Source organism: Azonexus sp. IMCC34842, from assembly GCF_050368855.1.
Classification (GTDB): domain Bacteria; phylum Pseudomonadota; class Gammaproteobacteria; order Burkholderiales; family Rhodocyclaceae; genus Azonexus; species Azonexus denitrificans_A.
In genome coordinates this window covers 1214738-1239755 of the sequence record NZ_CP178449.1, presented here as the reverse complement: position 1 = coordinate 1239755, position 25018 = coordinate 1214738, and the positions used below count along the sequence as shown (strand labels likewise).

At 62.1% G+C, this 25018-nt stretch carries 26 protein-coding genes and 1 riboswitch; of the genes, 14 read left to right on the top strand and 12 right to left on the bottom strand.

Going from position 1 to position 25018, the window contains the following annotated elements; translation table 11 throughout:
* Nucleotides 1-224 precede the first annotated feature (224 nt).
* The 3 genes from ACLIKD_RS05855 (at nt 225) to ACLIKD_RS05845 (ending at nt 1530) form a co-directional block, all read left to right on the top strand.
* Nucleotides 225-368 carry a hypothetical protein gene (locus tag ACLIKD_RS05855; protein WP_226419370.1) on the top strand — a complete coding sequence of 48 codons (144 nt, stop codon included), beginning with the start codon at nt 225-227 and terminating at the stop codon, nt 366-368.
* Nucleotides 369-448: 80 nt separating this feature from the next.
* A complete protein-coding gene (locus ACLIKD_RS05850; RefSeq protein WP_428828381.1) occupies nt 449-1051 on the top strand; it encodes a nitrous oxide reductase accessory protein NosL in 603 nt (200 codons plus the stop codon).
* A complete protein-coding gene (locus ACLIKD_RS05845; RefSeq protein WP_428827550.1) occupies nt 1051-1530 on the top strand; it encodes a nitrous oxide reductase accessory protein NosL in 480 nt (159 codons plus the stop codon). The genes ACLIKD_RS05850 and ACLIKD_RS05845 overlap by 1 nt, the downstream gene beginning before the upstream one ends.
* Before the next feature lie 52 nt (nt 1531-1582).
* On the opposite strand, the gene ACLIKD_RS05840 is transcribed toward ACLIKD_RS05845, so the two are convergent.
* Nucleotides 1583-2869: an HD-GYP domain-containing protein gene (locus tag ACLIKD_RS05840; protein ID WP_428827549.1), complete on the bottom strand. Its 1287-nt coding sequence runs from the start codon at nt 2867-2869 to the stop codon at nt 1583-1585.
* Between the two features lie 79 nt (nt 2870-2948).
* A riboswitch (cyclic di-GMP riboswitch) is annotated at nt 2949-3038 on the bottom strand.
* Between the two features lie 165 nt (nt 3039-3203).
* Between ACLIKD_RS05840 and ACLIKD_RS05835 the strand changes: the two genes are divergently transcribed.
* Together ACLIKD_RS05835 and ACLIKD_RS05830 are read left to right on the top strand one after the other, a co-directional pair.
* Entirely contained in the window at nt 3204-3626 is a 423-nt protein-coding gene (locus tag ACLIKD_RS05835) for a hypothetical protein (RefSeq protein ID WP_428827548.1), read from the top strand.
* Nucleotides 3627-3637: 11 nt separating this feature from the next.
* Entirely contained in the window at nt 3638-4153 is a 516-nt protein-coding gene (locus ACLIKD_RS05830) for a hypothetical protein (RefSeq protein ID WP_428827547.1), read from the top strand.
* A gap of 184 nt (nt 4154-4337) precedes the next feature.
* Here ACLIKD_RS05830 and ACLIKD_RS05825 read toward each other — a convergent pair whose 3' ends face one another.
* The 4 genes from ACLIKD_RS05825 to tpx all read right to left on the bottom strand — a co-directional run bounded on the left by ACLIKD_RS05825 (nt 4338) and on the right by tpx (nt 9041).
* Entirely contained in the window at nt 4338-5735 is a 1398-nt protein-coding gene (locus tag ACLIKD_RS05825; protein ID WP_428827546.1) for an FAD-binding oxidoreductase, read from the bottom strand.
* The gene (gene rimO, locus ACLIKD_RS05820) at nt 5710-7032 is read right to left on the bottom strand and encodes a 30S ribosomal protein S12 methylthiotransferase RimO (protein ID WP_226419363.1); all 1323 of its coding nucleotides are present in this window, start codon (nt 7030-7032) and stop codon (nt 5710-5712) included. The genes ACLIKD_RS05825 and rimO overlap by 26 nt, the downstream gene beginning before the upstream one ends.
* Before the next feature lie 59 nt (nt 7033-7091).
* Nucleotides 7092-8465 carry an HD-GYP domain-containing protein gene (locus tag ACLIKD_RS05815; protein WP_428827545.1) on the bottom strand — a complete coding sequence of 458 codons (1374 nt, stop codon included), beginning with the start codon at nt 8463-8465 and terminating at the stop codon, nt 7092-7094.
* A gap of 72 nt (nt 8466-8537) precedes the next feature.
* A complete protein-coding gene (gene tpx / locus ACLIKD_RS05810) occupies nt 8538-9041 on the bottom strand; it encodes a thiol peroxidase (RefSeq protein ID WP_226419361.1) in 504 nt (167 codons plus the stop codon).
* A 262-nt stretch (nt 9042-9303) separates the two neighbouring features.
* On the opposite strand from tpx, the gene ACLIKD_RS05805 reads away from it, so the two are divergent.
* Genes ACLIKD_RS05805 through ACLIKD_RS05790 form a run of 4 tightly spaced genes read left to right on the top strand, consistent with a single transcriptional unit; the run spans nt 9304 to nt 13057 of the window.
* Complete coding sequence (locus tag ACLIKD_RS05805) at nt 9304-10806, top strand: methylmalonyl-CoA carboxytransferase subunit 5S (protein ID WP_428826542.1); 1503 nt, start codon at nt 9304-9306, stop codon at nt 10804-10806.
* Nucleotides 10807-10827: 21 nt separating this feature from the next.
* The gene (locus ACLIKD_RS05800) at nt 10828-12366 is read left to right on the top strand and encodes an acyl-CoA carboxylase subunit beta (RefSeq protein WP_428828363.1); all 1539 of its coding nucleotides are present in this window, start codon (nt 10828-10830) and stop codon (nt 12364-12366) included.
* Nucleotides 12367-12376: 10 nt separating this feature from the next.
* Nucleotides 12377-12661, top strand: a complete 285-nt coding sequence (locus ACLIKD_RS05795) for a hypothetical protein (protein WP_226419359.1) — start codon at nt 12377-12379, stop codon at nt 12659-12661.
* 12 nt (nt 12662-12673) lie between these two features.
* Entirely contained in the window at nt 12674-13057 is a 384-nt protein-coding gene (locus ACLIKD_RS05790) for a biotin/lipoyl-containing protein (protein ID WP_226419358.1), read from the top strand.
* 43 nt (nt 13058-13100) lie between these two features.
* Here ACLIKD_RS05790 and ACLIKD_RS05785 read toward each other — a convergent pair whose 3' ends face one another.
* A complete protein-coding gene (locus tag ACLIKD_RS05785; protein ID WP_428827544.1) occupies nt 13101-13547 on the bottom strand; it encodes a PaaI family thioesterase in 447 nt (148 codons plus the stop codon).
* 17 nt (nt 13548-13564) lie between these two features.
* Nucleotides 13565-14782 (bottom strand): MFS transporter, encoded by a 1218-nt coding sequence (locus ACLIKD_RS05780; RefSeq protein ID WP_428827543.1) that lies wholly within the window; start codon nt 14780-14782, stop codon nt 13565-13567.
* 142 nt (nt 14783-14924) lie between these two features.
* On the opposite strand from ACLIKD_RS05780, the gene ACLIKD_RS05775 reads away from it, so the two are divergent.
* Nucleotides 14925-15827 carry a LysR family transcriptional regulator gene (locus ACLIKD_RS05775; protein WP_428827542.1) on the top strand — a complete coding sequence of 301 codons (903 nt, stop codon included), beginning with the start codon at nt 14925-14927 and terminating at the stop codon, nt 15825-15827.
* A gap of 19 nt (nt 15828-15846) precedes the next feature.
* On the opposite strand, the gene ACLIKD_RS05770 is transcribed toward ACLIKD_RS05775, so the two are convergent.
* The 4 genes from ACLIKD_RS05770 to ACLIKD_RS05755 form a co-directional block, all read right to left on the bottom strand.
* Nucleotides 15847-16998 carry a hypothetical protein gene (locus tag ACLIKD_RS05770; RefSeq protein WP_428827541.1) on the bottom strand — a complete coding sequence of 384 codons (1152 nt, stop codon included), beginning with the start codon at nt 16996-16998 and terminating at the stop codon, nt 15847-15849.
* Nucleotides 16999-17099: 101 nt separating this feature from the next.
* A complete protein-coding gene (locus ACLIKD_RS05765) occupies nt 17100-17492 on the bottom strand; it encodes a type II toxin-antitoxin system RelE/ParE family toxin (protein ID WP_428827540.1) in 393 nt (130 codons plus the stop codon).
* 2 nt (nt 17493-17494) lie between these two features.
* A complete protein-coding gene (locus tag ACLIKD_RS05760; protein ID WP_428827539.1) occupies nt 17495-17797 on the bottom strand; it encodes a type II toxin-antitoxin system Phd/YefM family antitoxin in 303 nt (100 codons plus the stop codon).
* Between the two features lie 286 nt (nt 17798-18083).
* A complete protein-coding gene (locus tag ACLIKD_RS05755; protein ID WP_428827538.1) occupies nt 18084-18338 on the bottom strand; it encodes a hypothetical protein in 255 nt (84 codons plus the stop codon).
* Nucleotides 18339-18720: 382 nt separating this feature from the next.
* Here ACLIKD_RS05755 and ACLIKD_RS05750 point away from each other — a divergent pair, with 382 nt between their 5' ends.
* From ACLIKD_RS05750 to ACLIKD_RS05735, 4 genes are all read left to right on the top strand, one after another.
* Complete coding sequence (locus ACLIKD_RS05750; RefSeq protein ID WP_428827537.1) at nt 18721-19119, top strand: hypothetical protein; 399 nt, start codon at nt 18721-18723, stop codon at nt 19117-19119.
* Nucleotides 19116-20594, top strand: a complete 1479-nt coding sequence (locus ACLIKD_RS05745) for an ATPase domain-containing protein (protein WP_428827536.1) — start codon at nt 19116-19118, stop codon at nt 20592-20594. The genes ACLIKD_RS05750 and ACLIKD_RS05745 overlap by 4 nt, the downstream gene beginning before the upstream one ends.
* Before the next feature lie 11 nt (nt 20595-20605).
* Nucleotides 20606-22330 carry a putative bifunctional diguanylate cyclase/phosphodiesterase gene (locus ACLIKD_RS05740; RefSeq protein WP_428827535.1) on the top strand — a complete coding sequence of 575 codons (1725 nt, stop codon included), beginning with the start codon at nt 20606-20608 and terminating at the stop codon, nt 22328-22330.
* 210 nt (nt 22331-22540) lie between these two features.
* On the top strand, nt 22541-23560 hold the full coding sequence (locus tag ACLIKD_RS05735) for a zinc-dependent alcohol dehydrogenase family protein (RefSeq protein WP_428827534.1): 1020 nt from the start codon (nt 22541-22543) through the stop codon (nt 23558-23560).
* Between the two features lie 18 nt (nt 23561-23578).
* Here ACLIKD_RS05735 and ACLIKD_RS05730 read toward each other — a convergent pair whose 3' ends face one another.
* Complete coding sequence (locus ACLIKD_RS05730) at nt 23579-24919, bottom strand: (Fe-S)-binding protein (protein WP_428827533.1); 1341 nt, start codon at nt 24917-24919, stop codon at nt 23579-23581.
* Nucleotides 24920-25018: the final 99 nt, after the last annotated feature.

The window sequence follows — 25018 nt, the reverse complement described above, 5'->3', positions numbered from 1 at the left end:
CGGTCAGGCAATTGTCATCGGCCAATTTCGCCGAATTTGCCTAGTCCGCGTGATTAAGCAGCCGCTTGTCTGGCAGTCTCGTCGTTATTGACCACAGTCACCACCAAGCCATCGCCGAGTTTCCTATTGGCTCGCCTTCATGACCGGACCGCTCGGCAGCGGCCATTGCCTCGGTATGTGCGGCGGACTGGTTTCCACCTTCTTCGTACGGCTTGGCGATGACCATGGCGCAGGCCGTCAAAGCGACCAAGGAGCCCTCGTTCTTGGAGGGCGGCCTACTGATGCTGGCCTTCGGTGCCGGCATGCTGCCCTCGATGCTGTCGGCCTTCGTGCGGTTCGGCAAGATCGCGCCGAGGCTGCGGGGCTGACTGCGACACTTTGCCGCAGCGCCGACACATCATCGAGCGCTAATATTTGGAAGCTACCAAACAGCCACAGGAAGAGAAAAATGAAACGCCGCGATCTTCTCAAAATCTCCGCACTCGCCGGCTTCGCCGCCACCTCGACACAGGTCAGCGCCAATGCCTGCACCACCGATGGCACGCCGAACCAGTTCATTCCGAAAACAGCCGCCAATAGCAAGCCGCTGGACAACGAACTCGCCAAATATCCGAAATGCCCCTACTGCGGCATGGACCGCAAGGAACATCACCGTACCCGCATGCTGGTCCAGTATTCCGACGATCTGGTCGACGGCACCTGCTCGATTCACTGCCTGTCGCTCAGCCTCAGCCTGAACATCGACCGCGAACCGAAGACCATCTGGGGACCGGATTACGGCTCAAACATCGAGCCGCGCCCGCTGCTGCCGGTCGATCAACTGCTCTACCTGATCGGTGCCGATCTCAAGCACGCGATGACCAAGCGCAGCAAGCACTCCTTTGCCTCGGCTGACATCGCCAAGGAATTCCAGGCGAAACATGGCGGCACGCTGGCCAAATTCGACGACGCGCTGCGCGAGTCCTATCTCGACATGGCCAGCGATGCCAGCATGATCCGCAAGAATCGCGAAGAGCGCCGCAAGCGCGCCATGCAGCAGAAGCAGGGCTGATGCAGCGGCGTCATTTCGTCATCGCCGGCCTCGCCTTCTGCGTCGCGCCGGCCTTTGCCCAGACCGCACCCAAACCGGGTCCGAAAGACCTCTGCCCGGTTTGCGGCATGATCGTTTCGAAGTATCCGAACTGGATTGCCATCGTCGTATGGAAGGATGGGCACGCCCACTTCTTCGACGGTGCCAAGGACATGTTCAAATTCCTGCACGATCTGCCCAAGTACGCGCCGAATCATCGCCAGGAAGACATAGCCGGCATCCACGTCACCGATTTCTACAATCTGGAACGGATGGATGCGCGCAAGGCGCTGTATGTCATCGGTTCCGATGTGCTCGGACCGATGGGCCACGAACTCGTGCCGCTCGCCAGCCAGGCGGATGCCGACGACTTCCTGAAGGATCACAAGGGCAAGCGGATCCTGGCTTTCGACCGGGTGACGCCGGAGATCACCGCCACCCTGGATAGCGGCAAGTTCTGAAGCGTCTCAGGGTATCTTGCCGGGATTTATCACGACAACAACCCAAGCAGCATCAAGGAACCACTAAGGTTTCTTGCGGAGTGTCCGGAGTCCACTCCAGGATGGACATCAACGGCGCCAGGAATGCCTGTTCATCCAATGCCAGGGCATCCGCCCGCAACTGCAGCGTACGGGAGATATTGCGCAGGCGCCAGCCGGTCTCATGGACGATGTGATAGACCTCGCCGCAAAATGCGCCCTCGCCGCCAGGGGTATAGCTTTGCAGCAGGAAATCCACCCCGGTGGCTCGCAGCGCCTTGCGCACGTTGTGGCAGACATTGCCGGCCATCTTCAGAAGATCATGCACCTTGCCCGCAGCGCTCTGCAGGAGTTCTCCCACTTTCGCCTCAACCTGATCGAGTTTGCACACGACCTCACGGGTCTGCTCATAGCAAGGTTGGTCGCCGTGGCCGAACGGTGCAGCCAAGTCCCGCAGCGACGTGCAGATGTAGGTCTTGAGTACCGGGTCGAATTCTTCCGGAATGAGCCGGATCGCCAGCGTCGCCTTATTGGCCGCCCCTTCCCCGCCGCGCTCAATGATTGCAGCCATGGCATCGGCGGCCGCCAGGATCGAACCGATCGGAGAAATCTTCTCCTTGGTCAGCATGAAGGGATAACCACTGCCATCGAGCCGCTCGTGATGCTGGCCAATCGCCAGGCCCACCTCATCACGCAGTTTGCCGATTTCCAGCGCAACCATGTGACTAACCTTCGGATGAACCGCCACCGACGCCCACTCCTTGGCCGTCAACTGCCGGGATGAGTGGAGCAAATCAGGATTAACGTACAGGACGCCCAGGTCATGCAGCAATGCCGCACTCAGCAACAGTTCGGTATCCAGGGACGAGAGCTGGGCATACGCCGCAAAACCGGCGCACAGCGCGATGGTGTGCAACTCATGTTTGTACTCATGGGTGCCGCGGTTGTCGTAGGCCGCGGCCAGCAGCAGCTTCAGGGCGCTTGGCAAACGAACCAGGCGCAGATGTGAGAGGGCCGCCAGGGCCGCCTTGCTACTGGAGAGATGGCACAGGATCGGGTTGGCCAGAATGAGCCTCTGGCAATCGTCAGCCACGTCACCGGTGGTAATGCCGTTTTCAACCTCCAGGGTGAGTTCGAGCGGCTTCCGCAACTTGCGACTGGCCAGTCGCTCCTGCAGGCAGGCGGAAATCTTGCCACCTTTGGCCCACAACTTCACCCCCTGGCTGTCGTAGATATCGTCCGATGCAACGACATCGGTCGTCTCGGTCAACGCCATGATCTTGCCGAGGCAGTGGTTGTTTACGCTATTGAATGCACTCATGGGACATCTGCTCAGTTGGTGTTGCTCGTAAAAGGCAGGTTCGCAACTGACAGATGGAGAACGTTCAAGCACAAAGGTACTTGGCAGCCCCGCTGTCTTTGACCTGATGCGGTCAGAGGACCGGTAGCTTTGCGTCCCCGCTTTTCAGTCGAGTTTGCCAGTGGGAACACTACTCGAATGTCAAATCAGAGGCTTGATGTCGGTCAACGTCGTCAATGATCGCAGTCATATTTAGGCATTTATTGATCGCTTGCCAGAACCGGTGCTTCCGGCAAGGAGCGGACAGTTTCTATGCGATATGATTTCCACTCCTTTAGCTTCGATGACTTCCGAGATGAGCGAAAAATTAAATATTTCTGCTTTAGCTACTAAACGACGAGAGGAGGCGATTCAGCGCTCTAACCCGGCAGTTCTTGTTGAAAAAAAATCGAGAGACAATAAGCCTTTCAAGGCCGATATGCAGTTTGACCCGTCGCAGGGTGGAGGATGCAATCAATTAATGGCCCCCTGCATGAGTTGCGTGAATCCCTTACAAATCGATCCAGAGCATGTGAGCCGAATCCGGCTGGCGGTCGGCCTCCTGTTTCTTATAAATGCCCTCTCCAACGTGTATTTTGGTGATCCCGCCAGCCTCTCGACGGGCAGATGGTCATGGGTCTACCGATTGGTTACCGCCACATTTGGAACAATCGGTTATCCGATACTTCAGGCCATTATTGGTTTGGCCTTTATTGCATGGTCACGACGTAAATTTTAAGATTAACCGGAATGGATTCACTCCCCGAACACATATCGGTACGCCCTCAAGAAGGCGCAGGTATGTTCTTTATTCTCATGCCCATGCTGCTGGTGGCATTTGCTATTTCTATGGCGCAGATGGAAATCAATTTCATCTGGTGGGTGCCTTTTGAGATTTTGTTCTTTATCGTTCTCATCTATTCCCTATTGATGCGACCGGTTGAAATCACGTTTTGTTCCGGCAGCAAGCGAATCAACGTGATTTACCGATTCGCATGGCTGACCAAAAAAGGATGTACTTTCGCTTTTTACGACGCAGAGTCGATCCAATCCCGCTTCAGCGTAACGGCGGACAATGATCCTGAAGTTTTGTTAGAAATTACGCTTAAGAACCATGATCGCTTGGTTCTAATGTCAGCGCCCGATTGGTCGCCGTCTGCTCCAATTCTTGGCTATTCAGGATGTCTTGAGCCTCAGAAACTCGAGGCACTACGCCAACAAATTGCCACGCTAGCTGGCATCAAAGATATGGGATTTCATCGCTAAGCCAAGGGCAGCTCGGGCACCAACCAGCCATAGAAGTTGACGCCCAACCTGCGGTCAATTCGGCGTATCAATACTGAATCGGTCTCCGAAAAACCGCCTTGGGGATAACTTCGCCATGGTTCATGGTATCCGACGAGCTCAGCCGGTTGCCCCCGGACTCCGCTTTCCTAGAATCGCCCGATATTCAGAGAATCTTGCCCGGATTCATCAGGCCCTGCGGATCGAGCGCCTGCTTGACCGTACGCATCAAGGCCATTTCGACCGGGCTTTTGTAACGCAGCAGTTCTTCGCGCTTCAGTTGGCCAATGCCGTGTTCGGCCGAAATCGAGCCGTTCAGCGCATGCACCGTGTCATGCACCAGGCGATTGACGGCTGGCTGGCAGGCGATGAAGGCGGTGTTGTCGAGCGCATCGGGCTTCGACAGGTTGTAGTGCAGGTTGCCGTCGCCGACGTGCCCGAAGGCAACGACGCGGATGCCCGGGAAGGCCGCGTTGAGCGCCGCATCAGCCCAGGCCAGGAACTCGGGAATGCGCGACACTGGCACCGCAACGTCGTGCTTGATGCTGATGCCCTCGATCTTCTGCGCTTCCGAAATGTTCTCGCGCAGGGCCCACAGCTTTTTCGCCTGGCTGTCGGACTGGGCGAGCACGGCGTCGCCGACCTCATTCCGCTCCAGTCGGGCCGCCAGCCAGTTTTCTACGGCGGCCGGATCGGCCTCGGAAAACTCGGCCAGGATGTACCACGGGCTTTTTTCCGTCGGCCGGGTGGATTCGGGAATGTTCTTCAACACCAGCCCGAGCGAGACGTCGGAAACCAGCTCGAAAGCGGTCAACTGGGCATCGAAAACCGCCTTCGCCGAATTGAGCAGATCGACCGCCGCACTGGGCGATGGCACATTGAGCCAGCAGGTCGTCTGCCGCTTGGGCAGCGGAAACAGCTTCAGGACCGCGGCGGTGATGATGCCGAGTGTGCCTTCGGCGCCGATGAACAGCTGCTTCAGGTCGTAGCCGGTGTTGTCCTTGCGCAGGCCGCGCAGGCCATTCCAGAGCTCACCGCTGGCCAACACCACTTCGATGCCGAGCGTCAGTTCGCGGGTATTGCCGTAACGCAGCACCTGGACGCCGCCGGCATTGGTCGACAGGTTGCCGCCGATCTGGCAACTGCCTTCGGAAGCCAGAGCCAGCGGGAACAGCCGGTCGACGGCGCGCGCCGCCTCGTGCACGGCGGCCAGCGTGCAGCCGGCTTCGACCGAAATCGTGTTGTTTTGCGGGTCGACCGCAGTAATGCGGTTCAGCCGGGACAGGCTGAGCAGCACCGCCCGCCCCGCCTCGTCCGGCGTTGCCGCGCCACAATGGCTGGTATTGCCGCCCTGCGCCACGATCGGCGCGCCGGCTGCAGCGCAGGCCTTGACCACGGCGGCGACTTCGCCGGCATCGGCCGGGCGCACCACGCATTGGGCACGACCGTGGTAGCGGCCGCGCCAGTCGGTCAGGAAAGGCGCGAGCTCGGCCGGATCGGTCAGGACGTAAGCCGTCCCGACGATCCCGGCCAGTTGTTCAGACAGGCTCGGCGTAGAGGTCATGGTGATCGGCATCGGTGACGCGCACCTGCAGGAAGTCGCCCGGTTCGGCGTCGAAGAAGCCGTCGATATAGACCAGACCGTCGATTTCCGGGGCATCGGCCTTGGAGCGGGCGACGACGCCTTCCTCATCGACCGCATCGACCAGCACTTCGATGACCGTATCGATCTTGGCTTCCAGCTTGGCCGCGCTGATATCTTCCTGGACCTGCATCAGCCAGCGCCGGCGGTCTTCGCGCACCTCTTCCGGCGGCAGGCCTTCGAGCTCATTGGCCTTGGCGCCGTCGACCGGCGAGTAGGCAAAGGCGCCGACGCGATCGAGCTTGGCGTCTTCGAGGAACTGGATCAGTTGATCGAAATCCTCTTCGGTCTCGCCGGGGAAGCCGGTAATGAAGGTCGAGCGGATAACGATTTCCGGGCAGATCGACCGCCACTTGGCGATGCGCTCCAGCGTGTTCTCGGCCGAGGCCGGACGCTTCATCGCCTTGAGGATCTTCGGGCTGGCGTGCTGGAACGGCACGTCGAGGTAAGGCAGGATCTTGCCTTCGGCCATCAGCGGAATCACGTCGTCCACCGACGGATACGGATAGACGTAGTGCAAACGGACCCAGATGCCGAAGCTGGCCAGCGCCTCGCACAGTTCCTTCAGGCGCGACTTGACCGGCTTGCCGCCCCAGAAGGCGGTGCGGTATTTCAGATCGACGCCGTAGGCCGAGGTGTCCTGCGAAATAACCAGGATTTCCTTGACCCCGGCGCGCGCCAGATTCTCGGCTTCGGCCAGCACGTCGCCGACCGGCCGCGAGACCAGCGGGCCGCGCAGCGATGGGATGATGCAGAAGGTGCAGCTGTGGTTGCAGCCTTCGGAAATCTTCAGGTAGGCGAAGTGGTCCGGCGTAAGGCGGACGCCCTGCGGCGGTACCAGATCGCTGTACGGATCGTGCAGCTTGGGCAGGTGCTGATGGACATAGCCCATCACCTCGTCGGCGGCATGCGGGCCGGTGACGGCGAGCACCGACGGGTGCGTCGTCTTGACGATATCGCCCTTGGCGCCGAGGCAGCCGGTGACGATGACTTTGCCGTTTTCGTTGAGCGCCTCGCCGATGGCGTCGAGCGATTCCTCGACGGCGGCATCGATGAAGCCGCAGGTATTGACGATGACGAGGTCGGAATTCTCGTAACTCGGCGAGATTTCGTAGCCTTCGGCGCGCAGCTTGGTCAGGATACGCTCGGCGTCGCTGCCGGCTTTCGGGCAACCCAGGCTGACGAAGCCGACAGTCGGCACTTTTTCAATGGTATTCATGCAGTAGAGACCTTGTCCGGACGGACCGGAATTCAGAAAAACCGTATTTTACGGGGGAATCAGCCCGGCTGGCGGTCGAGCGCCTGCTTGAGAGCTGCGAAACAACGTTCGTCGATAGCCGTGCCGACGTTCTCGGCCATCATCTCGAGCGTCTTCGGGATCGGCACGGCACCGCGATAGGGACGCTCGGCGGTGATCGCGTCGAAGATATCGGCGGTCGTGATGATGCGGGTTTCCAGGCAGATCTCGGCGGCCAGCAAACCGCGCGGATAACCCTTGCCGTCGAGCCGCTCGTGATGCGCTGCCGAGACCCTGGCCAGCTCGGCAAAACATTCGATGCGCGACAGGATGGTCTCGGTGTACATGGCGTGTGCCTGCACCGCCGCCCACTCGTCGGCGTCCAACTTGCCCGGCTTGTCGAGCACGCTGTTGCTGACACCGAGCTTGCCGACGTCGTGCAGCAAGGCGCCGCGCTGCAGCCAGCGCCGGCGTTCGGGCGCCAGGCCAAGCGTCTCGGCGATCATGTCGGCGTAGAGGGCGACGCGCGCACTGTGGCCGCTGGTGTAGGGACTTTTCGAGTCGACCACCTGGCCGAAGGCAGCGGCGATGTCGTCGAGATAGTCGTCGTCGAGTTCGGCGACGTGGGAAGCCGGCTCCAGTTCGAGGATGGCGGCGGTGACTTCCGGCGAAGCCAGCGTCGCCCAGAAGGCATCGCTTTCCGCAACCGTGCCGAATGCCGAGACCAGATGGGGATCGAACCAGCGGCCGGAACGCCGGCCGATTTCATCGAGCGCCGCCTGCGGCCCGCCGGCCGTGTGGAAAACATCGATGACCTGAGCGAGCAGCGCGATCCGCGAAAACAATGGAATCGCCTCGCCGGAAAGCCCTGCCGGTTTGCCTTGGCCGTTGAAGTGCTCATCCAGGCTGTAGATGCCGGCCGCGACGGTTTCCGGAAAGCGCAGCAGGCGGGCGATTTCGGCCCCGCGCTGGCAGCGCGTGGCGATCAGTTCCCGGGCGATCTCGCTGCCGTCGCGCATGATCGTCATGACACTGCGAAAACGCTCGGCCAGGCCGGCTTTCAGGCCGGTGTGCTTGAGCACGAAATTGAGCACCTGCGGCAGGCTGTCGCCGACCGTCTTGAAATCGCGCTTGAAGGCGAGGTCGTCGGTCAGGTAGAGCTCGCAGATACGCGCGGCATTGCTGCTGCAGCCGAGATCCTTGAGGAGCAGCGTGTAATAGAGACCCCACAGGGCATCTTCATCAAGCCCGATGGTCCGGCCGATATGCATGCCGATCCAGCAGCAGCGGACGCAATGCCCTTCCGGCTGGCCTTCGGTGATATCCAGCGCATGACTGAGAGCCGAAATCAGTTCGGACAACTTGAGGCCCGACATGACCGGCGAAAGCGCGGAGGGTGAAGAGAGCTTGCTCATTGAGCGAGAGATTGGCGCCAAATCACCCGGCCGGCTGCCCGGCAAAGGTGATTTGGCGCCAGGCTGAGGCGATCAGGCCAGGGCAGCAAGGGCCGGGGCGTAGTCCGGTTCGTTCTTGATCTCGGACACCAGCTCGCTGTGCAACACCTTATTGTTTTCGTCGAGCACCACCACGGCACGCGCCGCGACACCGGCCAGCGGCCCGCTCTTGATGGCGACACCGTAGGCGTCGAGGAATTCACGGCCACGCATGGTGGATAGCGTCTGCACATTGGCCAGGCCTTCGGCGCCGCAAAAACGGTTCTGGGCAAACGGCAAATCGGCCGAAATGCACAGCACCACGGTATTGGTCAGTTCGTTGGCCGACTGGTTGAACTTGCGGACCGAGGTGGCGCAGGTCGGCGTATCGATGCTCGGAAAAATGTTCAGAACCTTGCGCTTGCCGGCCAGGCTGGCCAGCGTGACATCGGCCAGATCCTTGCCGACCAGCGAAAAATCGGGCGCCGTGGCGCCCTTCGCCGGCAAGACTCCGGCCACTTCGATCGGATTGCCGCCCAGCGTTACGGATTGGGACATCGAGAACTCCTTGGATGGTTGATGGTGAAAGCAGAGCGCGTCTGACCGCGCAATCATGAATCAATTCCCGACGAACCGATAAAAAGAACTTTTCGCAAACTGGCCGGCCCTAGCCTTATCCCGGAAAGCTTATCCGGCGAGCAATCCGGGCTCGCCGCCCGGGAAAGCGGGCCGTTGGCATCTTGCCGATCCGCGGTGCATACTGGCCCATCTAGCGCCAGAACGCTCCATTGGCGGCGCCCGTTGAGGAATTGAGCTGCATATGACCAAAACAATCGACATCACCGAGCTGTGCCTGCGCGACGCGCACCAGAGTCTGCTGGCGACCCGGATGGCGCTGGCCGACATGGTGCCGGCCTGCGCCGACATTGACCAGGCCGGCTACTGGTCGGTCGAATGCTGGGGCGGCGCGACCTTCGACGCCTGCATCCGTTTCCTCAACGAAGACCCGTGGGAACGGCTGCGCGTCTTTCGCAAGTTGCTGCCCAATTCGCGGCTGCAGATGCTGCTGCGCGGCCAGAACCTGCTCGGCTACCGGCATTACGAGGACGGCGTGGTCGACCGCTTCGTCGACAAGGCGGCCGAGAATGGCATGGATGTCTTCCGCGTCTTCGATGCCCTCAACGACATCCGCAACATCCGCCATTCGGTCCAGGCGGTACGGCGCAACGGCAAACATGCCCAGGGGACGATCTGCTACACGGTCAGTCCGCTGCACACCACCGAAACCTTCGTCGCAATGGCCGAACAACTGGTCGACCTCGGCTGCGATTCGATCTGTCTGAAGGACATGGCCGCCTTGCTCAAGCCGCAGCCGGCCTACGACATCGTCAAGGGCATCAAGACGCGCTGCGGTGAAGGCGTGCGCATTCACGTCCATACTCATGCGACGACCGGCGTCACGCTGGTCTCCCTGATGAAAGCCATCGAAGCCGGCGCCGACTGCGTCGATACCGCGATCAGCTCGCTCAGCCTCGGCCCCGGCCACAACCCGACCGAAAGCCTGGTCGCCATGCTCGACGGCACCGGCTACGAAGCCCGCCTGAACAAGGCCTGCCTGCATCGCATCAAGGATCACTTCGCCGCCCTGCGGCCGCGCTACCAGGCTTTCATGTCGAACATCCACGGCGTCGAGACCGACATCTTCGACAGCCAGATCCCGGGCGGCATGATTTCCAACATGGAAAGCCAACTGAAGCAGCAGAAGGCGGAAGACCGCCTCGACGAAGTCCTGGTCGAAGTGCCGCGGGTCCGCGAGGATGCCGGCTTTCCGCCGCTGGTCACGCCATCCAGCCAGATCGTCGGGACGCAGGCCGTGTTCAATGTGCTGATGGGCCGCTACAAAGTGATGTCCAGCGAATTCGCCGACCTGATGCTCGGCTATTACGGCCAGGCACCGGGCGAGCGCGACCCGGCGGTCCTCGCCCTGGCCGAACAGCACGCCCACAAGCCGCCCATCGAACAACGCCCGGCCGATCTGCTGCAACCCGAGTGGGGCGCCCTGCAGGCTGCGGCGACGGCCTTGCCGGGTTGCGACGGCAGCGAAGAAGACGTCCTGACCTACGCGATGTTCCCGCAGGTCGCCCCGGGTTTCTTCGCCAGCCGCGCCCTCGGCCCGAAGAACCTCGGCGTCGACCCGGCGCCGCCCGCCGTCCCGGCCGGCAGCCCGGTCGGCGAGGCGGCCCCGCTGCGCAGCCCGATCACCTACGACGTCAAACTGAACGGCCGCTCGCACCGGGTCTCGGTGACGCCGGTCAGCGAATAGACAGGACGAACCATGAGCACCATGCAAGAGAAGATTGCCGAACTGCGCCGCCGCCGCGCGGTGAATGCCCTCGGCGGCGGCGCCGAGAAGCAGGAGAAGCATCGCCAGTCCGGCCGGCTGACCGCCCGCGAACGGGTCGCCGCGCTGGTCGATGCCGACAGCTTCGAGGAAGTCGGCCAGTTCGCCACGCATCGCGCGACGCTGTTCGGCATGGCCGACAAGGTCTTTGCCGCCGATGGCGTGATCACCGGCGCGGCCTCGGTCGGCGGCCGGCTGGTCCATCTGGCCAGCCAGGATTTCACGGTGGCCGGCGGTTCGGCCGGCGAGACGCATTCGATCAAGGTGGCCGAGATCATGCAATCGTCGCTGAAGACCGGCTCGCCCTTCGTCTTTATCAACGATTCCGGCGGCGCCCGGGTGCAGGAAGGGATCGCCTCGCTGTCCGGTTACGGCAAGGTGTTTCACGCCAACGTGCTGCTCTCCGGCGCGGTGCCGCAGATCTCGCTGATCTGCGGGCCGTGCGCCGGCGGCGCGGCCTATAGCCCGGCCCTGACCGACTTCATCATCCAGACCCGCCAGGCGCAGATGTTCATCACCGGGCCGCAGGTCATCAAGCAGGTCACCGGCGAGAGCGTCACGGCCGAGGAACTCGGCGGGCCGGATGCGCACATGGTGCACTCCGGGGTCATCCACTTCATCGCCGACGACGATCAGCACGCCATCGCGCTCTGTCGCAAACTGCTCGCCTTCCTGCCGGCCAACAATCTCGAAGATCCGCCGCTGGTCGAGGGCGATTACCTGATCGAAGCCAATCCGCTGCTCGAAACGCTGTTGCCCGAGGAAAGCAAGCAGGGCTACGACGTCCGGACGGTGATCGCGGCGATCGTCGATGACGCCGATTTCCTCGAAGTCCAGGCCGGCCATGCGATGAACATCGTCGTCGGCTTTGCCCGGGTGTGCGGCGCCTCGGTCGGCATCGTCGCCAACCAGCCGTCGGTCAAGGCCGGCGTGCTCGACATCGATGCGTCGACCAAGGCGGCGCGCTTCATCCGTTTCTGCAACGCCTTCAACATCCCGCTCGTCACCTTCGTCGATGTCCCGGGCTTCATGCCGGGCGTCGAACAGGAGTACGGCGGCATCATCCGCCATGGCGCCAAGCTGCTCTTCGCCTATTCGTCGGCGACCGTGCCGAAGATCACCATCATCCTGCGCAAGAGCTACGGCGGCGCCTACCTCGCGATGTGCGGCAAGGATCTCGATGCCGACCGGGTGTTCGCCTGGCCGACCGCCGAAATCGCCGTGATGGGCGCCGAAGGCGCGGCCGAGATCGTCTTCCGCAAGGAGATCGGCGAGGCCGATAACCCGGAGCAACGGCGGGCCGAGCTGATCGCCAGCTATCGCGACACTTTCTCCAACCCCTATGTCGCCGCCGAACAGCGGCTGGTCGATGCCGTCATCGAACCGGCCCTGACCCGCCAGCACATCGCCCAGGCGCTTGAGTACCTGCGCATCAAGCGGGTGCCCCGGCCACACAAGAAACACGGTTTGATACCGCTCTAGGATTGCCACCATGACCAGCAAGCAAACGGAAGACGAACTGTTGTCCCTGATCGCGCAGATGCGCGCCGAGATCGGCGCCCTCAATCGCCGGGTAAACGAACTCGAACAGCGGATGAGCGAAGGCGTGGCGGCGGCCGATTCGGCCCCCAGCGAAGAAACCTTGCTGGCCATTTCGGCAGCCGTCGCCGCCTTTCTCGGCGTGCACGCCCACATTCGCCAGGTGCGCCTGGTGCACTCCAGCGCCTGGGGCCAGGTCGGCCGCATCGGCGTACATGCCTCGCACCGCCTTCATTGATTGGAAGCAACCGTGAAACTACGAATCACCATCGATGAAAAGACCTACGAGGTCGATGTCGAAGTTGCCGAAGCCGACCACGCCAGCCTGCCGCCAGCCTATCCGGTCGGCTCGGCCAGACTGGCCGGCAGCGCCCCGCCCGAACTGGCCGTCCATGGCTCGCCGGCGCCGCTGGCCAATGAGAACAAGGTCTGCCGCAGCCCGGTTTCCGGCACCGTGGTCAAGATTTTCGCCGACGCCGGCAGCCGCATCCAGGCTGGCGACCCACTGCTGCTGCTCGAAGCGATGAAGATGGAAACCAACATCACCGCCCCGCTGGCCGGCGTGATCGCGGCGGTCAACGTCAAGGCCGGCCAGCATGTCCAGACCGGCGACGTGCTGGTCGAATTCGAGTGAAATTGCCGGCGGCGACCAGCGCCCGAGCGCGCTAACGCTCGCCCTACGCCGCGGCTTTCGGGCTGCGCGGCCAGAGAATCATCTGCGTGCAGCGGAACAGCGCCAGTTTGCGGCCGCTCGCCTCGTCGGTCACCACGGCATCCCAAACTTGGGTGTTGCGCCCGAGGTGCTGGGCGGTGGCAACGCAGGCGATGCTGCCCTCGGTGACCGTGCCCAGGTGGTTGCTCTTCAGCTCGATGGTGGTGAAGGACTCGGCCCCTTCCGGCAGATGGACAATCGTCGCGTAGCCGCAGGTGGTGTCGGCCAGCGCGACGACACTGGCGGCGTGCAGGAAATTGTTGGGCGCGAAATGCAGCTTCTTGACCGGCATCCGGCTGCGCAAGGAATTGGGCTGCAATTCGACCATCTCGATGCCGAGATAACCGGGCAGGTATTCGCCACCCCGCTCGTTCAATGCATCCACCGAAATATCCAGACGAAAATTGCTCATGTCGCATGCTCCTCAGTTCAGGCCGGGGCCAGTGCAGGCTGCACCGGTGCCTCGCGGATAGGTAGATTGGCGATGGCCGCCAGCCCGGCGAGTACCATGTCGGCGTACCACATCCAGCCGAAGTCGCCGAACTGGACGATGGCCAGGCCGCCGAGATAGGCGCCGAGGAAGCCGCCGATCTGGTGCGACAGTAAGGTCAAGCCGAACAAGGTGCCGAGATAGCGGACGCCGAACAGCTTGCCGACGATGTTGGCGGTCGGCGGCACCGTGGCCAGCCAGGTGAAGCCGAGGCCGGCGGCGAACAGGTAGAAGGTCAGTTCGGTGCGCGGCATCAGCAGGTACAGGCCGACCAGGACGACGCGCGAGGCGTACATCGCGGCCAGCACGTACTTGCTGCGGTACTTCGAGATGCAGGCGCCGGCGTAGAGGCTGCCGAAGATATTGGCCAGCCCGATGATCGCCAGCGACCAGCTGGCTACCGCCGGCGGCAACCCACACAGATTGACCTCGCCCGGCAGGTGCGTGACGAGGAAGGCGATATGGAAGCCGCAGGTAAAGAAGCCGGCATGCAGCAGCAGGTAGCTGCGGTCCTGCATCGCCGTGACGATGGCATGGCGCAGGCCGTTGTCTTCATGCGTGTGCTTGGCCGGCGCAACCGCCGTCGGCCCGGTCAGCTTGCCGACCAGCGGCAGCGCGGCCAACACCATCATCGCCATCGCCCACAGCGCACCCATCCAGCCGATCGACTGGATCAGCTTCTGCATGATCGGGGCAAAGACGAACTGGCCGAACGAGCCGCCGGCATTGATTACGCCGGAGGCCGCACCGCGCGCCTCGATCGGCAGACGCTGCGCCGCTGCACCGATCAGCACGGAAAAGCTGCCGGCCCCCGAGCCCATCGCCGAGAGCAGGCCGAGCGAGATGATCAGGCCGAAACCGGTGCTCATGAACGGCGTGATCGCGCTACCCACGGCCAGTACCAGCAGGCCGCCGATCAGCACGGCACGCGCCCCGAAGCGGTCGGCCACGGCCCCGGCTACCGGCTGGATGGCACCCCAGGCGAATTGCCCGACGGCCAGCGCCAGGCTGATCGTCGCAATGCCCAGGCCGGTCGTCGCATCGAGCGGGCTGATGAAGAGGCCGAGCGACTGGCGCGCGCCCATGGTGACCATCAGGATGCCGGCAGCGGCCAGGGTGGTGAGCATCACATCGGGGCGGCTTAATGTACGCAGCATGGCTTGTTTTCCAGAGATAAAAGGTAACGACGATTTCGCCGAACTATAGTTGTTAAATCCATTGTCAAATAGCCCATAATTCTTGTCATACCGTCAACGGATTATTGACAAAATGGCCTGGTTAAGTAGTTGGGAAAGTTTCGTGAAGGTCGTCGAGGCCGGCAGCATGGCCGCCGCAGCGCGGCGTCTCGACTGCACCCGGGCGCAGATCAGCAAGCAGATCGGCGAACTCGAACGCGCCTTCGGCGTCCGCCTGTTCGAGCGCTCGACCCGCCGGCTCAGCCTGACGCCCTCCGGCGAAATCTTCCATCAACACGCGCTACGGGCGCTGGAGGCCATCCAGAGCACCGAAATCGCCGTCAAGAATCAGGGCGACGCGCCGCGCGGCCTGCTGCGCATCAGCGCCTCGATCACCTTCGGCCGGATGTATATCGCCCCGCTCTTTCCGCGCATCGTCGCCCGCTATCCGGAACTCAGTTGCGAACTGGTCCTCACCGACCAACTGGTCGATCTGGTCGACGACAACATCGATCTGGCGCTGCGCATGACCAAGGCGCCGCCGGAAGACGCGGTGGCGCGCAAGCTGGTCAGCCTGCAACGGGTGATCGTCGGCACGCCGGCCTATCTGGCCAGCCACGGCGAACCGGCAACACCGCAGGAACTGGCCGAACACCAGTGCTTCAGCTACCTGCCGACCGCCGACGGCCGGATCTGGCGCCTGCAGGATCACAACGGCGAGGAAATCAGTGTCCCGGTCAGCAGCAAGTTCCACTTCAACAGTGTCGATTGCGTGCACGACGCCGTGCTCGGCGGCCATGGCCTGGCCATCCTGCCGACCTATGTCTGCCGGCCGGAACTGGCCCAAGGCCGGCTGCAAACCATTCTCGACGATTACCAGCCGATCACCCGCCTCGGCCAGTTCCTCTACGCCTGCTACACGCCCAGCCGGAGCCGGGCGCCCAAGGTCAGGGCCTTTCTCGCCGAACTGGAAAGCGAGTTCGATCCCGTGCCACCCTGGGAAAGACCCGAACCGGCAGCACGCTAACCTCGCCTGAAGGGAAGGGCTAAGTACCCCTTTGGCCTCCATCCGAGATGGTTGGGTTTGTATTTGATGACTGACTCGGTATTTTATTAACCAGTTCAATCCACCCTGCAACTCGACTCGAAGCGTCCGAAAATCGCTTGAACGAGGATGCAAGTCTTTGACCAACTCGCTTCAACGAACGAGACGCTTTTCCAATCTTTAGCGCGTTGGCGCGCATTGCCAGTGCCCCTTCATTAGTTTGCTTTGCAGCCGAGCAGAGGACTCCGATCTGAGAAGGAAAATCTGGAATTTCGGTGAGCTGCTCTGGATCATCTGCCAGCCTACCAAGAACGAACTGGATGCCAGGCTCAATGCGATCAACTGTTAAGGCATATTCTCCAGATACGACCTCTAGTCTCGAGGCATGCGCATCAAGCTTCGTTGCCGTCTGGTCAGCTATAGTCAGCCGTGCAGCTGCACCACCGCCTCTTGCGTCAGCTTCCCGTATGCTCTGAGTTGCTTCCAAATAAGCGGAGCTGATGTCCTCGGTGATGGATGTTGCCGCTTGCATTGTCTGAACGAGCGATTGCGTGCCTGTCTCCATTTCCACCAGAAGCTCAAGGAAGCCCGGCTCTTCCTCTTCAATCTCTCCAGAACTCTCCATCAGTTCTTCAGCCCGGTCTTGGTGGGCTGTCGCTGCCTCAAACCAGATGCGGGTTGCGGTTACCGGATCGCCACCAGTATCAAGATTCGCTGCCAGTGCCTTAGCAAGATCTTTTCGAGCCTGCACCAATCCAGCCTCAGTACGCCGAAACATGATGGTCCGGATGGCTGCCACATCGAAAGGAAGGCGCCCTTTCTCACCAATCTGTACGGTAACCTTTCCGGTCGTATGACGAAGTCCAAGTTCGTACATTACGTTCGGATTCGCGCCTGTCAGGTCAGCAATGACAACAGGGCAGTCGCGAATCTGCCGAAAAATCTGCTCAGGAATCTCTCCAGAGCGCGCAATCATGTCGGAACGAGTTGCCTCAAGCCCAAACGCCGTGCAAGCAGGCTGGATGACATCTTCAAACACTTGAATGCCTTCTTCATAGGCCAGGCGAGCTTGGCTGCCATCCACAGCATCCCTGTCGCCGATTGGTCCAATAACGAAGGTTTTTATCGCGGAAGTGGGGGAAAGTGTGTTCATCAACTGGTCCTTACTGAATGGCCTATTTATGCCGCCTTACTTCGGAGTTAACCTGAATTCATGCAACTTTATACGCGAGCTCCGATTAGCCAGTCAGTCTGCTACCACAATGTCTGAAAATCGAACGAAAGCTGTTTGTGGTGGCGGATGGCAAGCAGGAAAACTTCCTTGTCGGTGCCGGCGTAAAGCAGCAAGTAGTGCTGCAACACGTACTCGCGGATTTCGGCATCTGCCCCGATTTTGCGCAACTTGCCGCGCAGCAGGTCGATCCCGTTGCTGGTTTCGACGGAGCGAACCGGGCGCTCGAGGAACGAACGCCCGATTGCCGGAAAACGTTCAAGATTGGGGATAACGGTTGCCAGAAGTTCATCGAGCAATCCGTCATAGGCCAGCGCTGCTTCGGCAGCGTTCAGGAATTGCTCGATTTCCTCGAGGTTGCGCTCAAAATTGGCTGTGAGCTTGACGGTGACCGGGGATGAGGTCTTGCCTGCCACGCTCAGCCCACCGTGTTGGCGAGACGCTTGCGTTTGATGGCTTGCAGAGCGCTACGCGCATCCTTGGTGTAGCCGGCTGCGACATCGTCCAGCCCTTTGCCGGCTGCGTCGATGAGCAGCAGATGGATGCGTTCGCGTTCGAGCTGATGGTAGTAGTCGAGTCGGTCCGAATCGATCAGCGCGACATAGCTTTCCCCGTTCTTGGTGATGATCTTCTCGGCACCGGCTTTGACCTGATCGGCCAGGTCAGAGAGATTGGCGCGGGCTTGTGAGAAGGGAACGATGTCACTGGCGGAGATTGACATGGCGAGCCTCACTGTCTTTGGTTGCAGAATTCTGTACATGATACAGCTCAACAGCGAGTGATGAAAGTTCGGCCACAGGCCAACCGGCAAACCTCATTATTCATCGCCAGGGCGGTACTTTTGTTTTGAATTGACGGACCGCGGTAGATCGCGCTTTAGCCGGACGAACTGTCAACGGCCCGCCCGGCCGGCATTTGAATGAATCAGCACGGCGGTCTACGCGATAGATCAATCAGCCGATCAAGGACCGCCGCGTCGGAAAAGAATTGGGCATGTCCGGCTGCCCTCAGCCACGGGCAGCCAGCAGGCCGATATTACCGGCCACGTTGCGGTCGGTACGCTCTTCGTCGATCGCGGCTTGGCCAGTCACTTCGGCAGTGCTCTCGGCAACGAGGGTCTTCCGGCTGGCCTGCGCGTGCACCTCCTGGTAGGCGGCAAACAGGCCGCTAATCGCATGACGCTGCGCGTTGGCCAAGCTTACCTGGCGCTCGGCGGCGACCGGAACCTGCTGTGCGGCCTTTATTCCGGGTATTTTTCTCATGATAAATCCTTGCTTTGGCTGGGGGATCGTTGGGGAAACAGATCAAATAACGATCACCGGCAGCCTAGTCGTTTGCTCCGGCATTCTCTGTACGGTAGCGCCCAGAGCAGCCTGGGCAGGGAACTGCGCCAGCCAATGACTTCGGTATTTTGCAAAAAAACACGAATCGAAGCACGACTTCGCGGCTTATTGAAATAAGCGCCCCGCCCCCGCTGAAAACGTTCTGGCCAGCGGTTTTCGCCATGTGTGAAAGCGCACAGATTGATTAATGGCGATCAAAGAGAATGACAAAAAATCCGGCCGAGCAAGACATCGCACAGCGCGGTTACCGCCCCCCGTTCCGATATCGAAAAGGGATACCGACATGAACCATGAAACCATCATGCGAACACTGGTTCTGCGAGCGGGGGATGCCACCGATGCCCAAGCGATCGCCAAAGCCGCTGTCAGCACCTGGCACGATGCGACCCTGCGGCTCACCCCCGTCATCGGTGGCCAAGGTGTCGACGTCCTGCTCCGCCGGTCGCTCCATGTCGCAGGCCAAGCCTTCCCCTGCCTGGTGACGGCTGGACATGTCGGCAACAACACCGAACTACTGGCCAGTCTGCAGGTACGCCTCGCCCGATGTGAGGCGGCAGTTGCCATCGAAGCCAGCGAAGCCCTGTTGGTGACCTTCACCGAATTACTGACCAGCTTGATCGGCGAGTCCTTATCCGGCCGGCTACTGGCCCCGATCTGGGCGCCGCTGCCACCGGCAAGTGAACAGGAGAACGCACCATGAACGATAAAGTGACCATCCAGCAACTCGCCACCGGGGTACCCGGGCTCGACGCGATACTGGGCGGCGGCCTGCCGGAATTCTCATTCAACCTGATTGTCGGAACGCCCGGCTCGGGCAAGACGACGCTGGCCCACCAGATCATGTTCGCTCTGGCCACGCCGGAGCGGCCGGCGCTATTCTTCACCATGCTCGGCGAGCCACCGCTGAAGATGCTGCGCTACCAGCAGCAGTTCTCGTTCTTCGACGCCGGCAAGATCAATACCGCAATACATTTCGTCAATTTGAGCGACGACGTGTCGATCGGCAATTTCGACAAAGTACTGGCCCGCATTGCGGCGGAAGTCGAAGCCTACTCTCCGGCCTTCGTCTTCGTCGATTCATTCCGTTCGGTCATGCTCGAGGCAGGGCGTCAGGCGCAGGACAAGCTGAATCTGCAGCAATTCATCCAGCAACTCGGCACGCATCTCACCGGCTGGCAGGCAACCACCTTCCTGATCGGCGAATATGTCTCGGAAGGCCCTCCGCCGGCCATATTCACCGTGGCCGATGGCCTGCTCGCGCTGGAGCAGCACATCTCGCGCAACTCGATGGTCCGCAAGCTGCAGATACTGAAAATGCGCGGTCAGGCAACCCGCCCGGGAATGCACACCTTCCGCATCACCGGCGATGGTTTCGAAGTATTCCCGGCGGCAATCGTTCGCGATGACCGAGGAACGCCGGACGACGCCAACCAGGCGGTGGCGAGCAAAGAGCGCCTGAGCATGGGCGTCCCGGGCCTCGATGACATGCTGGGCGGCGGCTTGCCGGCCGGCTATTCGCTACTCGTCGCCGGGCCTTCCGGATCGGGCAAGACCATCCTCGCCACGGCCTTCCTGGCCGAAGGAGTGCGCCTCGGTGAAGCGGGGATCATGGTCGCATTTGAACAAACACCGAGTCAGTCGCGGACGCGCACCATCAACGACATGGTCGGCACCGGACAACTCGGGCTGATCAACACCCGGGCGCTCGATTTGTCGATCGACGAGATCGTCCAACGCCTGGTCGACCTCATCCACCAGATGCAAGCCCGCCGGGTGGTGATTGACTCGCTGTCCGGCTTTGAACTAGCGGTCGCGCCGAGCTTCCGGGAAGACTTCCGCGAGTCGCTGTTTCGCATGGTTGCCGTGCTCTCCGGCCTCGGCGTAACGGTGTTGATGACCTCGGAACTCGAAGACCGCTACACCGATTTGCGCTTTTCGCCCTACGGCTCGGCCTTTCTTACCGATGCCATCATTGTCCAGCGCTACATCGAAGTCGATAGCCGCCTGAAGCGCGTCATGGCCGTCGTCAAGGTGCGCGGCAGCGCCCATAGCGACGAGCTCCGCCAGTACGAGATCGTCGACGGCGGCACCGTCATCGGCAAACCGGTGCCCGACTACGAGGGCATCCTCGGCGGCCGGCCGACGCAGACCTCGGGGCCGGGATCAATCGATTGAGGAGAAAATCAATGCCCAAGAAAAATATCATCCGCCACAACGGCGCAACCAGCTCGTCGCCTGCAGGCCTGGACAGCGAGCAACTACCGCCAAGCGCCGCCCGGCATATGCTCAGCGCGCGCGAGGCCACGCTGATCGCCGGCGAACGAAGCGCCGACCAACGCGAAGAAAAAGCCGACCGGCGTCAGGCGACGGCCGACCAACGCCAGGAAAACGCCGACCAACGCCAGGAAAACGCCGATTTGCGCCAGGAAGCGGCCGACCTGCGCCAGAAGGCCGCCGATCTGAGCGAAGCGGCAGCGCGCGCCAAAAGCGAACTGGGGGTGATCACCGAGGCCCACTTGCGGGAAGCCAACGAGCGCCTGGTCGTCGCCACGGTGCACGCCCAGACGATGACCGAGGCAGCCGAAAAAGCCACCGCCCAGATGGCTTATATGGCCCAGCACGATTTTCTCACCGGCTTGCCGAACCGTGCCCTGCTCAACGATCGCCTGACCCAGTCGATTGCGCTGGCGCAACGGCATGGCAAGCGCGTTGCCTTGATGTATCTCGATCTCGACCACTTCAAGCACATCAACGATTCGCTCGGGCATGCGATCGGCGACCAGTTACTGCAATCGGCCGCCGCCCGCCTGCAAGCCTGCCTCCCCCGCCACTCGGACACCGTCAGCCGACAGGGAGGTGACGAATTCGTCGTGCTGCTGGCCGAAATCGAAGCCGCGCAGGATGCGGTCGTCGCCGCCGAAAAATTGATCAAGGCCATGCGCGAGCCGCACCTGATTGCCGGCCATCGGCTGCACGTCACGCTGAGCATCGGCATCAGCCTCTACCCCGACGACGGCAAGGACGCCGAAACGGTGGTCAAGAACGCCGACACGGCGATGTATCACGCCAAAACGACCGGGCGCAACAACTACCAGATGTTCACGCCGGACATGAACGTCAATGCAGTGGCCCGCCGCTCGGTCGAGGAGGCGCTGCATCAGGCGCTGGAGGAGGACGGCTTCGTCCTGCACTACCAGCCGAAAATGAATCTTGAAACGGGCGCCATTGCCGGCGCCGAGGCGCTGGTCCGGATGCGGCCGGCCGGCCAGGCGCTGGTCTCGCCGACCGAGTTCATCAACGTCGCCGAAAACTGCGGCCTGATCCTGCCGCTCGGCCGCTGGGTGCTCGGCGAAGCCTGCCGCCAGACGGTGGAATGGTTGGCGGCCGGTCTCGATATCGGGCACATCGCCGTCAATGTTTCGGCCGTCGAGTTCCACAGCGAGGGCTTTCTCGCCGGCGTCCGTGCCATTCTCGACGAAAGCGGCCTCGACCCATCGCGTCTCGAGCTCGAAATGACCGAGAGCGGGCTGATGCAGGACACCACGCCGACCGCCGAAATCCTGCGCGCCCTCAAGGCGCTCGGCGTGCAGATTGCGATCGACGATTTTGGCACCGGCTATTCGAGCTTGAGCTATCTGCGACGTTTCCCGATCGATACCCTGAAAATCGACCAGTCGTTCGTCCAGGACATCGACGGCGACACCGATGGCGAGGAAGTCTCGCTGATCGGCGCGATCATTGCCATGGGCAAGAGCCTGAAGCTGCGCGTCATCGCCGAAGGCATCGAAACGTCGCAACAACTGGCCTTCCTGCAATCCCATCACTGCGCCGAAGGGCAAGGCTATTACTTCAACCGCCCCCTGCCGGCCGCCGAGTTCGCCGCCCTGTTGAAACCCGACTCACTGTCGTAAACCGGTGAATTGCGCAGCAACTGACGCCACACTCCAAGCCGCATCACTTCGTCCTACAATTCAGGAGCAACCCGCCGCTGCGCCCCGGACCATTGCCGGTCGATGCGCGGCTATTTTGGTTGTCGTGAGCGGTCAGGACGATCGCCCGCGAAGCATTGTCCAGACACTTCGCCCGCCGCCAGTCGGCGCAACGAGAAAAGGAGAATCTCGATGCACGCTTTCACCCCCGCCAGCATGCGCGCCATGCGCCTTCACCGTCCCGGCGAAGCGCTGCGTCTTGAACGACTGCCGGTTCCGGTCGCCGGGCCGGGCCAGCTCCAGTTGCGGGTCGAAGCCTGCGGCGTCTGCCGAACCGACCTGCACCTGATCGACGGCGAACTGCCTCACCCGGCGCTGCCCATCATTCCCGGCCACGAGATCGTTGGCCGCATCACCGCCCTTGGCGAAGGCGTCAGTGGATTTCGCATCGGCCAGCGGGTCGGCGTTCCCTGGCTGGGCTGGACTTGCGGCAATTGCCGTTTCTGCCGGAGCGGGCGGGAGAATCTGTGCGACTCGGCGCGCTTCACCGGTTACCAGATCGATGGTGGCTTCGCCGAATACACGGTGGCTGACGAACGCTATTGTTTCGCGCTGCCGGACACCTCGAACGGCACGCCGGCGATTGAGCTGGCACCGCTGCTCTGCGCCGGCCTGATCGGTTACCGGGCGCTGCGCCTGGCCGGCGAGGCGCAAACAGTCGGCATCTACGGCTTCGGCGCGGCGGCGCACATCATCGCCCAGGTGCTCAAACATCAGGGGCGCAGTTTCTATGCATTTACCCGCCCCGGCGATACCGAAAGCCAGGACTTCGCCCGCCGCCTTGGTGCAGCCTGGGCCGGCAGCGCCGAGCAGACGCCACCGCAGGCGCTCGACGCAGCCTTGATCTTCGCCCCCGCCGGCCCGCTGGTACCCGAGGCCCTGCGCCATACGGAAAAAGGCGGTTGCGTGGTGTGCGCCGGCATTCACATGAGCGACATTCCCGGATTCTGCTACGCCGACCTGTGGGGTGAGCGGATGATTCGCTCGGTGGCCAACCTTACCCGCGAAGATGGCCTCGGATTCCTCGACCTCGCACCGAAAATCCCGATCAGGACCACCGTCACGCCCTTCCCTCTGGAGCAGGCGAACGAAGCCCTCAGCCGCTTGCGCAGCGGCGCGTTGCAAGGCGCTGCCGTGCTGACGATGGATTGAAGCGCCGCACCGGCCCCGCTAGGCCAGCGCCCGCTGCAACAGTACGGCAACATGGATGGCCTGCCGGCCGCTGCCGTCGGCGATCTGGTGCCGGCAGGAAAAGCCGTCGGCGACGATCAGGGCGTCGGCTGCGGCGGCCCTGACGGCGGGCAGCAGGGCCAGTTCGCCCATCTTGAGCGAGGCGGCGTAATGCTCGGCTTCCAGCCCGAAGCTGCCGGACATGCCGCAGCAACTGGCGTCGACGATGTCGAATTCGAATTCCGGGATCCAGCCGAGGACTTTCCTGACCGACTTCATCGCCCCGAAGGCTTTCTGGTGGCAATGGCCATGGACCACGGCCCTGCCGCCGGGGAGCGGCTTCAACCTCAGCTTCAGGCCCTTGTTGCCCTCGCGCATCAGGAACTCCTCGAAGAGGAAGGCCTGCTTGCCGAGTTGCGCCACGTCCGGACCGAGCGAAAGGCTGTAGAACTCGTCGCGCAGGGCCAACAGGCAGGACGGTTCGAGGCCGACGATCGGCGTGCCTTCAGCCAGCGCCGGGGCCAGCGCGGCCATCATGCGTTGCCCTTCGCGCTTGGCCGCGTCGACCATGCCTTGCGACAGATAGGTCCGGCCGCAGCACAACGGGCGCTCGACTTCGCCATCCTCGGCGGCCGGCCGCAGGATTTCCACCGTGTAGCCGCCGGCCGCCAGCACCGCGCTGGCCGCCACGGCGACTTCCGGCGCGTAGTAGTGGGTGAAGGTGTCGACGAACAGGATCACCTTTCCCCGCTCGCCGCTGCTCGCCACAACCGGGGCGGCGAGCGGCCGCGCGGCCGGCAGCGGGATCGGCCGGGCGGCGGCGATGCCGAGCCAGCCTTCGGCCAGCCGCGCCAGCCCGGGCCAGGCATTGCGCCAGCCGACCAGCACCGCCAGCGGCCGGCGATAGCGATGCAGCCAATCCGGCAGGCCGCCGAATAGCCGGGCACGGCGCGAAAGGCCGAGCTGCTCGTTGCGCTGGGCGAGGTATTCGGTCTTGATCAGCGTCATGTCGACGGCACTCGGGCATTCCTTCTTGCAGCCCTTGCACGACACGCAGAGATCCATCGCCGCCGCCAGATCGGGATGCGCGAACGGCTGCTCGCCGAGTTCGCCATTCAGCGCCGCCTTGAAGGCCTTGACCCGGGCCCCGGTGGAATGGGCCGGATCGCCGGTGATGCGATAGCTCGGGCACATCACGCCCTTGCCGTCGCGCTGGCACTGGTGGTTGTTCATGCAGACGGCGACCGCCTTGGCGTAATTGCCGCCGGTCGCCGGAATGCCGGCGTAAGCGTCGCCGACGCCGTAGGTGTCGTAAGCCGACCAGTCGAGATGAGTTTTCATGCCATTCGCCAAGCAAGACCGGCACCAGAATTTTTTGCCTATCTATCAAGCAGATAGAAATCCTGGCGCTGTCGCAATCACGACATTGCCGGCTTGCTC

Excerpts from the sequence above, each read along its gene's own strand:
- ACLIKD_RS05855 (WP_226419370.1), top strand. The coding sequence starts at position 225 with ATGGCGCAGGCCGTCAAAGCGACCAAGGAGCCCTCGTTCTTGGAGGGC.
- ACLIKD_RS05850 (WP_428828381.1), top strand. The coding sequence starts at position 449 with ATGAAACGCCGCGATCTTCTCAAAATCTCCGCACTCGCCGGCTTCGCC.
- ACLIKD_RS05845 (WP_428827550.1), top strand. The coding sequence starts at position 1,051 with ATGCAGCGGCGTCATTTCGTCATCGCCGGCCTCGCCTTCTGCGTCGCG.
- ACLIKD_RS05840 (WP_428827549.1), bottom strand. The coding sequence starts at position 2,869 with ATGAGTGCATTCAATAGCGTAAACAACCACTGCCTCGGCAAGATCATG.
- ACLIKD_RS05835 (WP_428827548.1), top strand. The coding sequence starts at position 3,204 with ATGAGCGAAAAATTAAATATTTCTGCTTTAGCTACTAAACGACGAGAG.
- ACLIKD_RS05830 (WP_428827547.1), top strand. The coding sequence starts at position 3,638 with ATGGATTCACTCCCCGAACACATATCGGTACGCCCTCAAGAAGGCGCA.
- ACLIKD_RS05825 (WP_428827546.1), bottom strand. The coding sequence starts at position 5,735 with ATGACCTCTACGCCGAGCCTGTCTGAACAACTGGCCGGGATCGTCGGG.
- rimO (WP_226419363.1), bottom strand. The coding sequence starts at position 7,032 with ATGAATACCATTGAAAAAGTGCCGACTGTCGGCTTCGTCAGCCTGGGT.
- ACLIKD_RS05815 (WP_428827545.1), bottom strand. The coding sequence starts at position 8,465 with ATGAGCAAGCTCTCTTCACCCTCCGCGCTTTCGCCGGTCATGTCGGGC.
- tpx (WP_226419361.1), bottom strand. The coding sequence starts at position 9,041 with ATGTCCCAATCCGTAACGCTGGGCGGCAATCCGATCGAAGTGGCCGGA.
- ACLIKD_RS05805 (WP_428826542.1), top strand. The coding sequence starts at position 9,304 with ATGACCAAAACAATCGACATCACCGAGCTGTGCCTGCGCGACGCGCAC.
- ACLIKD_RS05800 (WP_428828363.1), top strand. The coding sequence starts at position 10,828 with ATGCAAGAGAAGATTGCCGAACTGCGCCGCCGCCGCGCGGTGAATGCC.
- ACLIKD_RS05795 (WP_226419359.1), top strand. The coding sequence starts at position 12,377 with ATGACCAGCAAGCAAACGGAAGACGAACTGTTGTCCCTGATCGCGCAG.
- ACLIKD_RS05785 (WP_428827544.1), bottom strand. The coding sequence starts at position 13,547 with ATGAGCAATTTTCGTCTGGATATTTCGGTGGATGCATTGAACGAGCGG.
- ACLIKD_RS05780 (WP_428827543.1), bottom strand. The coding sequence starts at position 14,782 with ATGCTGCGTACATTAAGCCGCCCCGATGTGATGCTCACCACCCTGGCC.
- ACLIKD_RS05770 (WP_428827541.1), bottom strand. The coding sequence starts at position 16,998 with ATGAACACACTTTCCCCCACTTCCGCGATAAAAACCTTCGTTATTGGA.
- ACLIKD_RS05760 (WP_428827539.1), bottom strand. The coding sequence starts at position 17,797 with ATGTCAATCTCCGCCAGTGACATCGTTCCCTTCTCACAAGCCCGCGCC.
- ACLIKD_RS05755 (WP_428827538.1), bottom strand. The coding sequence starts at position 18,338 with ATGAGAAAAATACCCGGAATAAAGGCCGCACAGCAGGTTCCGGTCGCC.
- ACLIKD_RS05750 (WP_428827537.1), top strand. The coding sequence starts at position 18,721 with ATGCGAACACTGGTTCTGCGAGCGGGGGATGCCACCGATGCCCAAGCG.
- ACLIKD_RS05745 (WP_428827536.1), top strand. The coding sequence starts at position 19,116 with ATGAACGATAAAGTGACCATCCAGCAACTCGCCACCGGGGTACCCGGG.
- ACLIKD_RS05740 (WP_428827535.1), top strand. The coding sequence starts at position 20,606 with ATGCCCAAGAAAAATATCATCCGCCACAACGGCGCAACCAGCTCGTCG.
- ACLIKD_RS05735 (WP_428827534.1), top strand. The coding sequence starts at position 22,541 with ATGCACGCTTTCACCCCCGCCAGCATGCGCGCCATGCGCCTTCACCGT.
- ACLIKD_RS05730 (WP_428827533.1), bottom strand. The coding sequence starts at position 24,919 with ATGAAAACTCATCTCGACTGGTCGGCTTACGACACCTACGGCGTCGGC.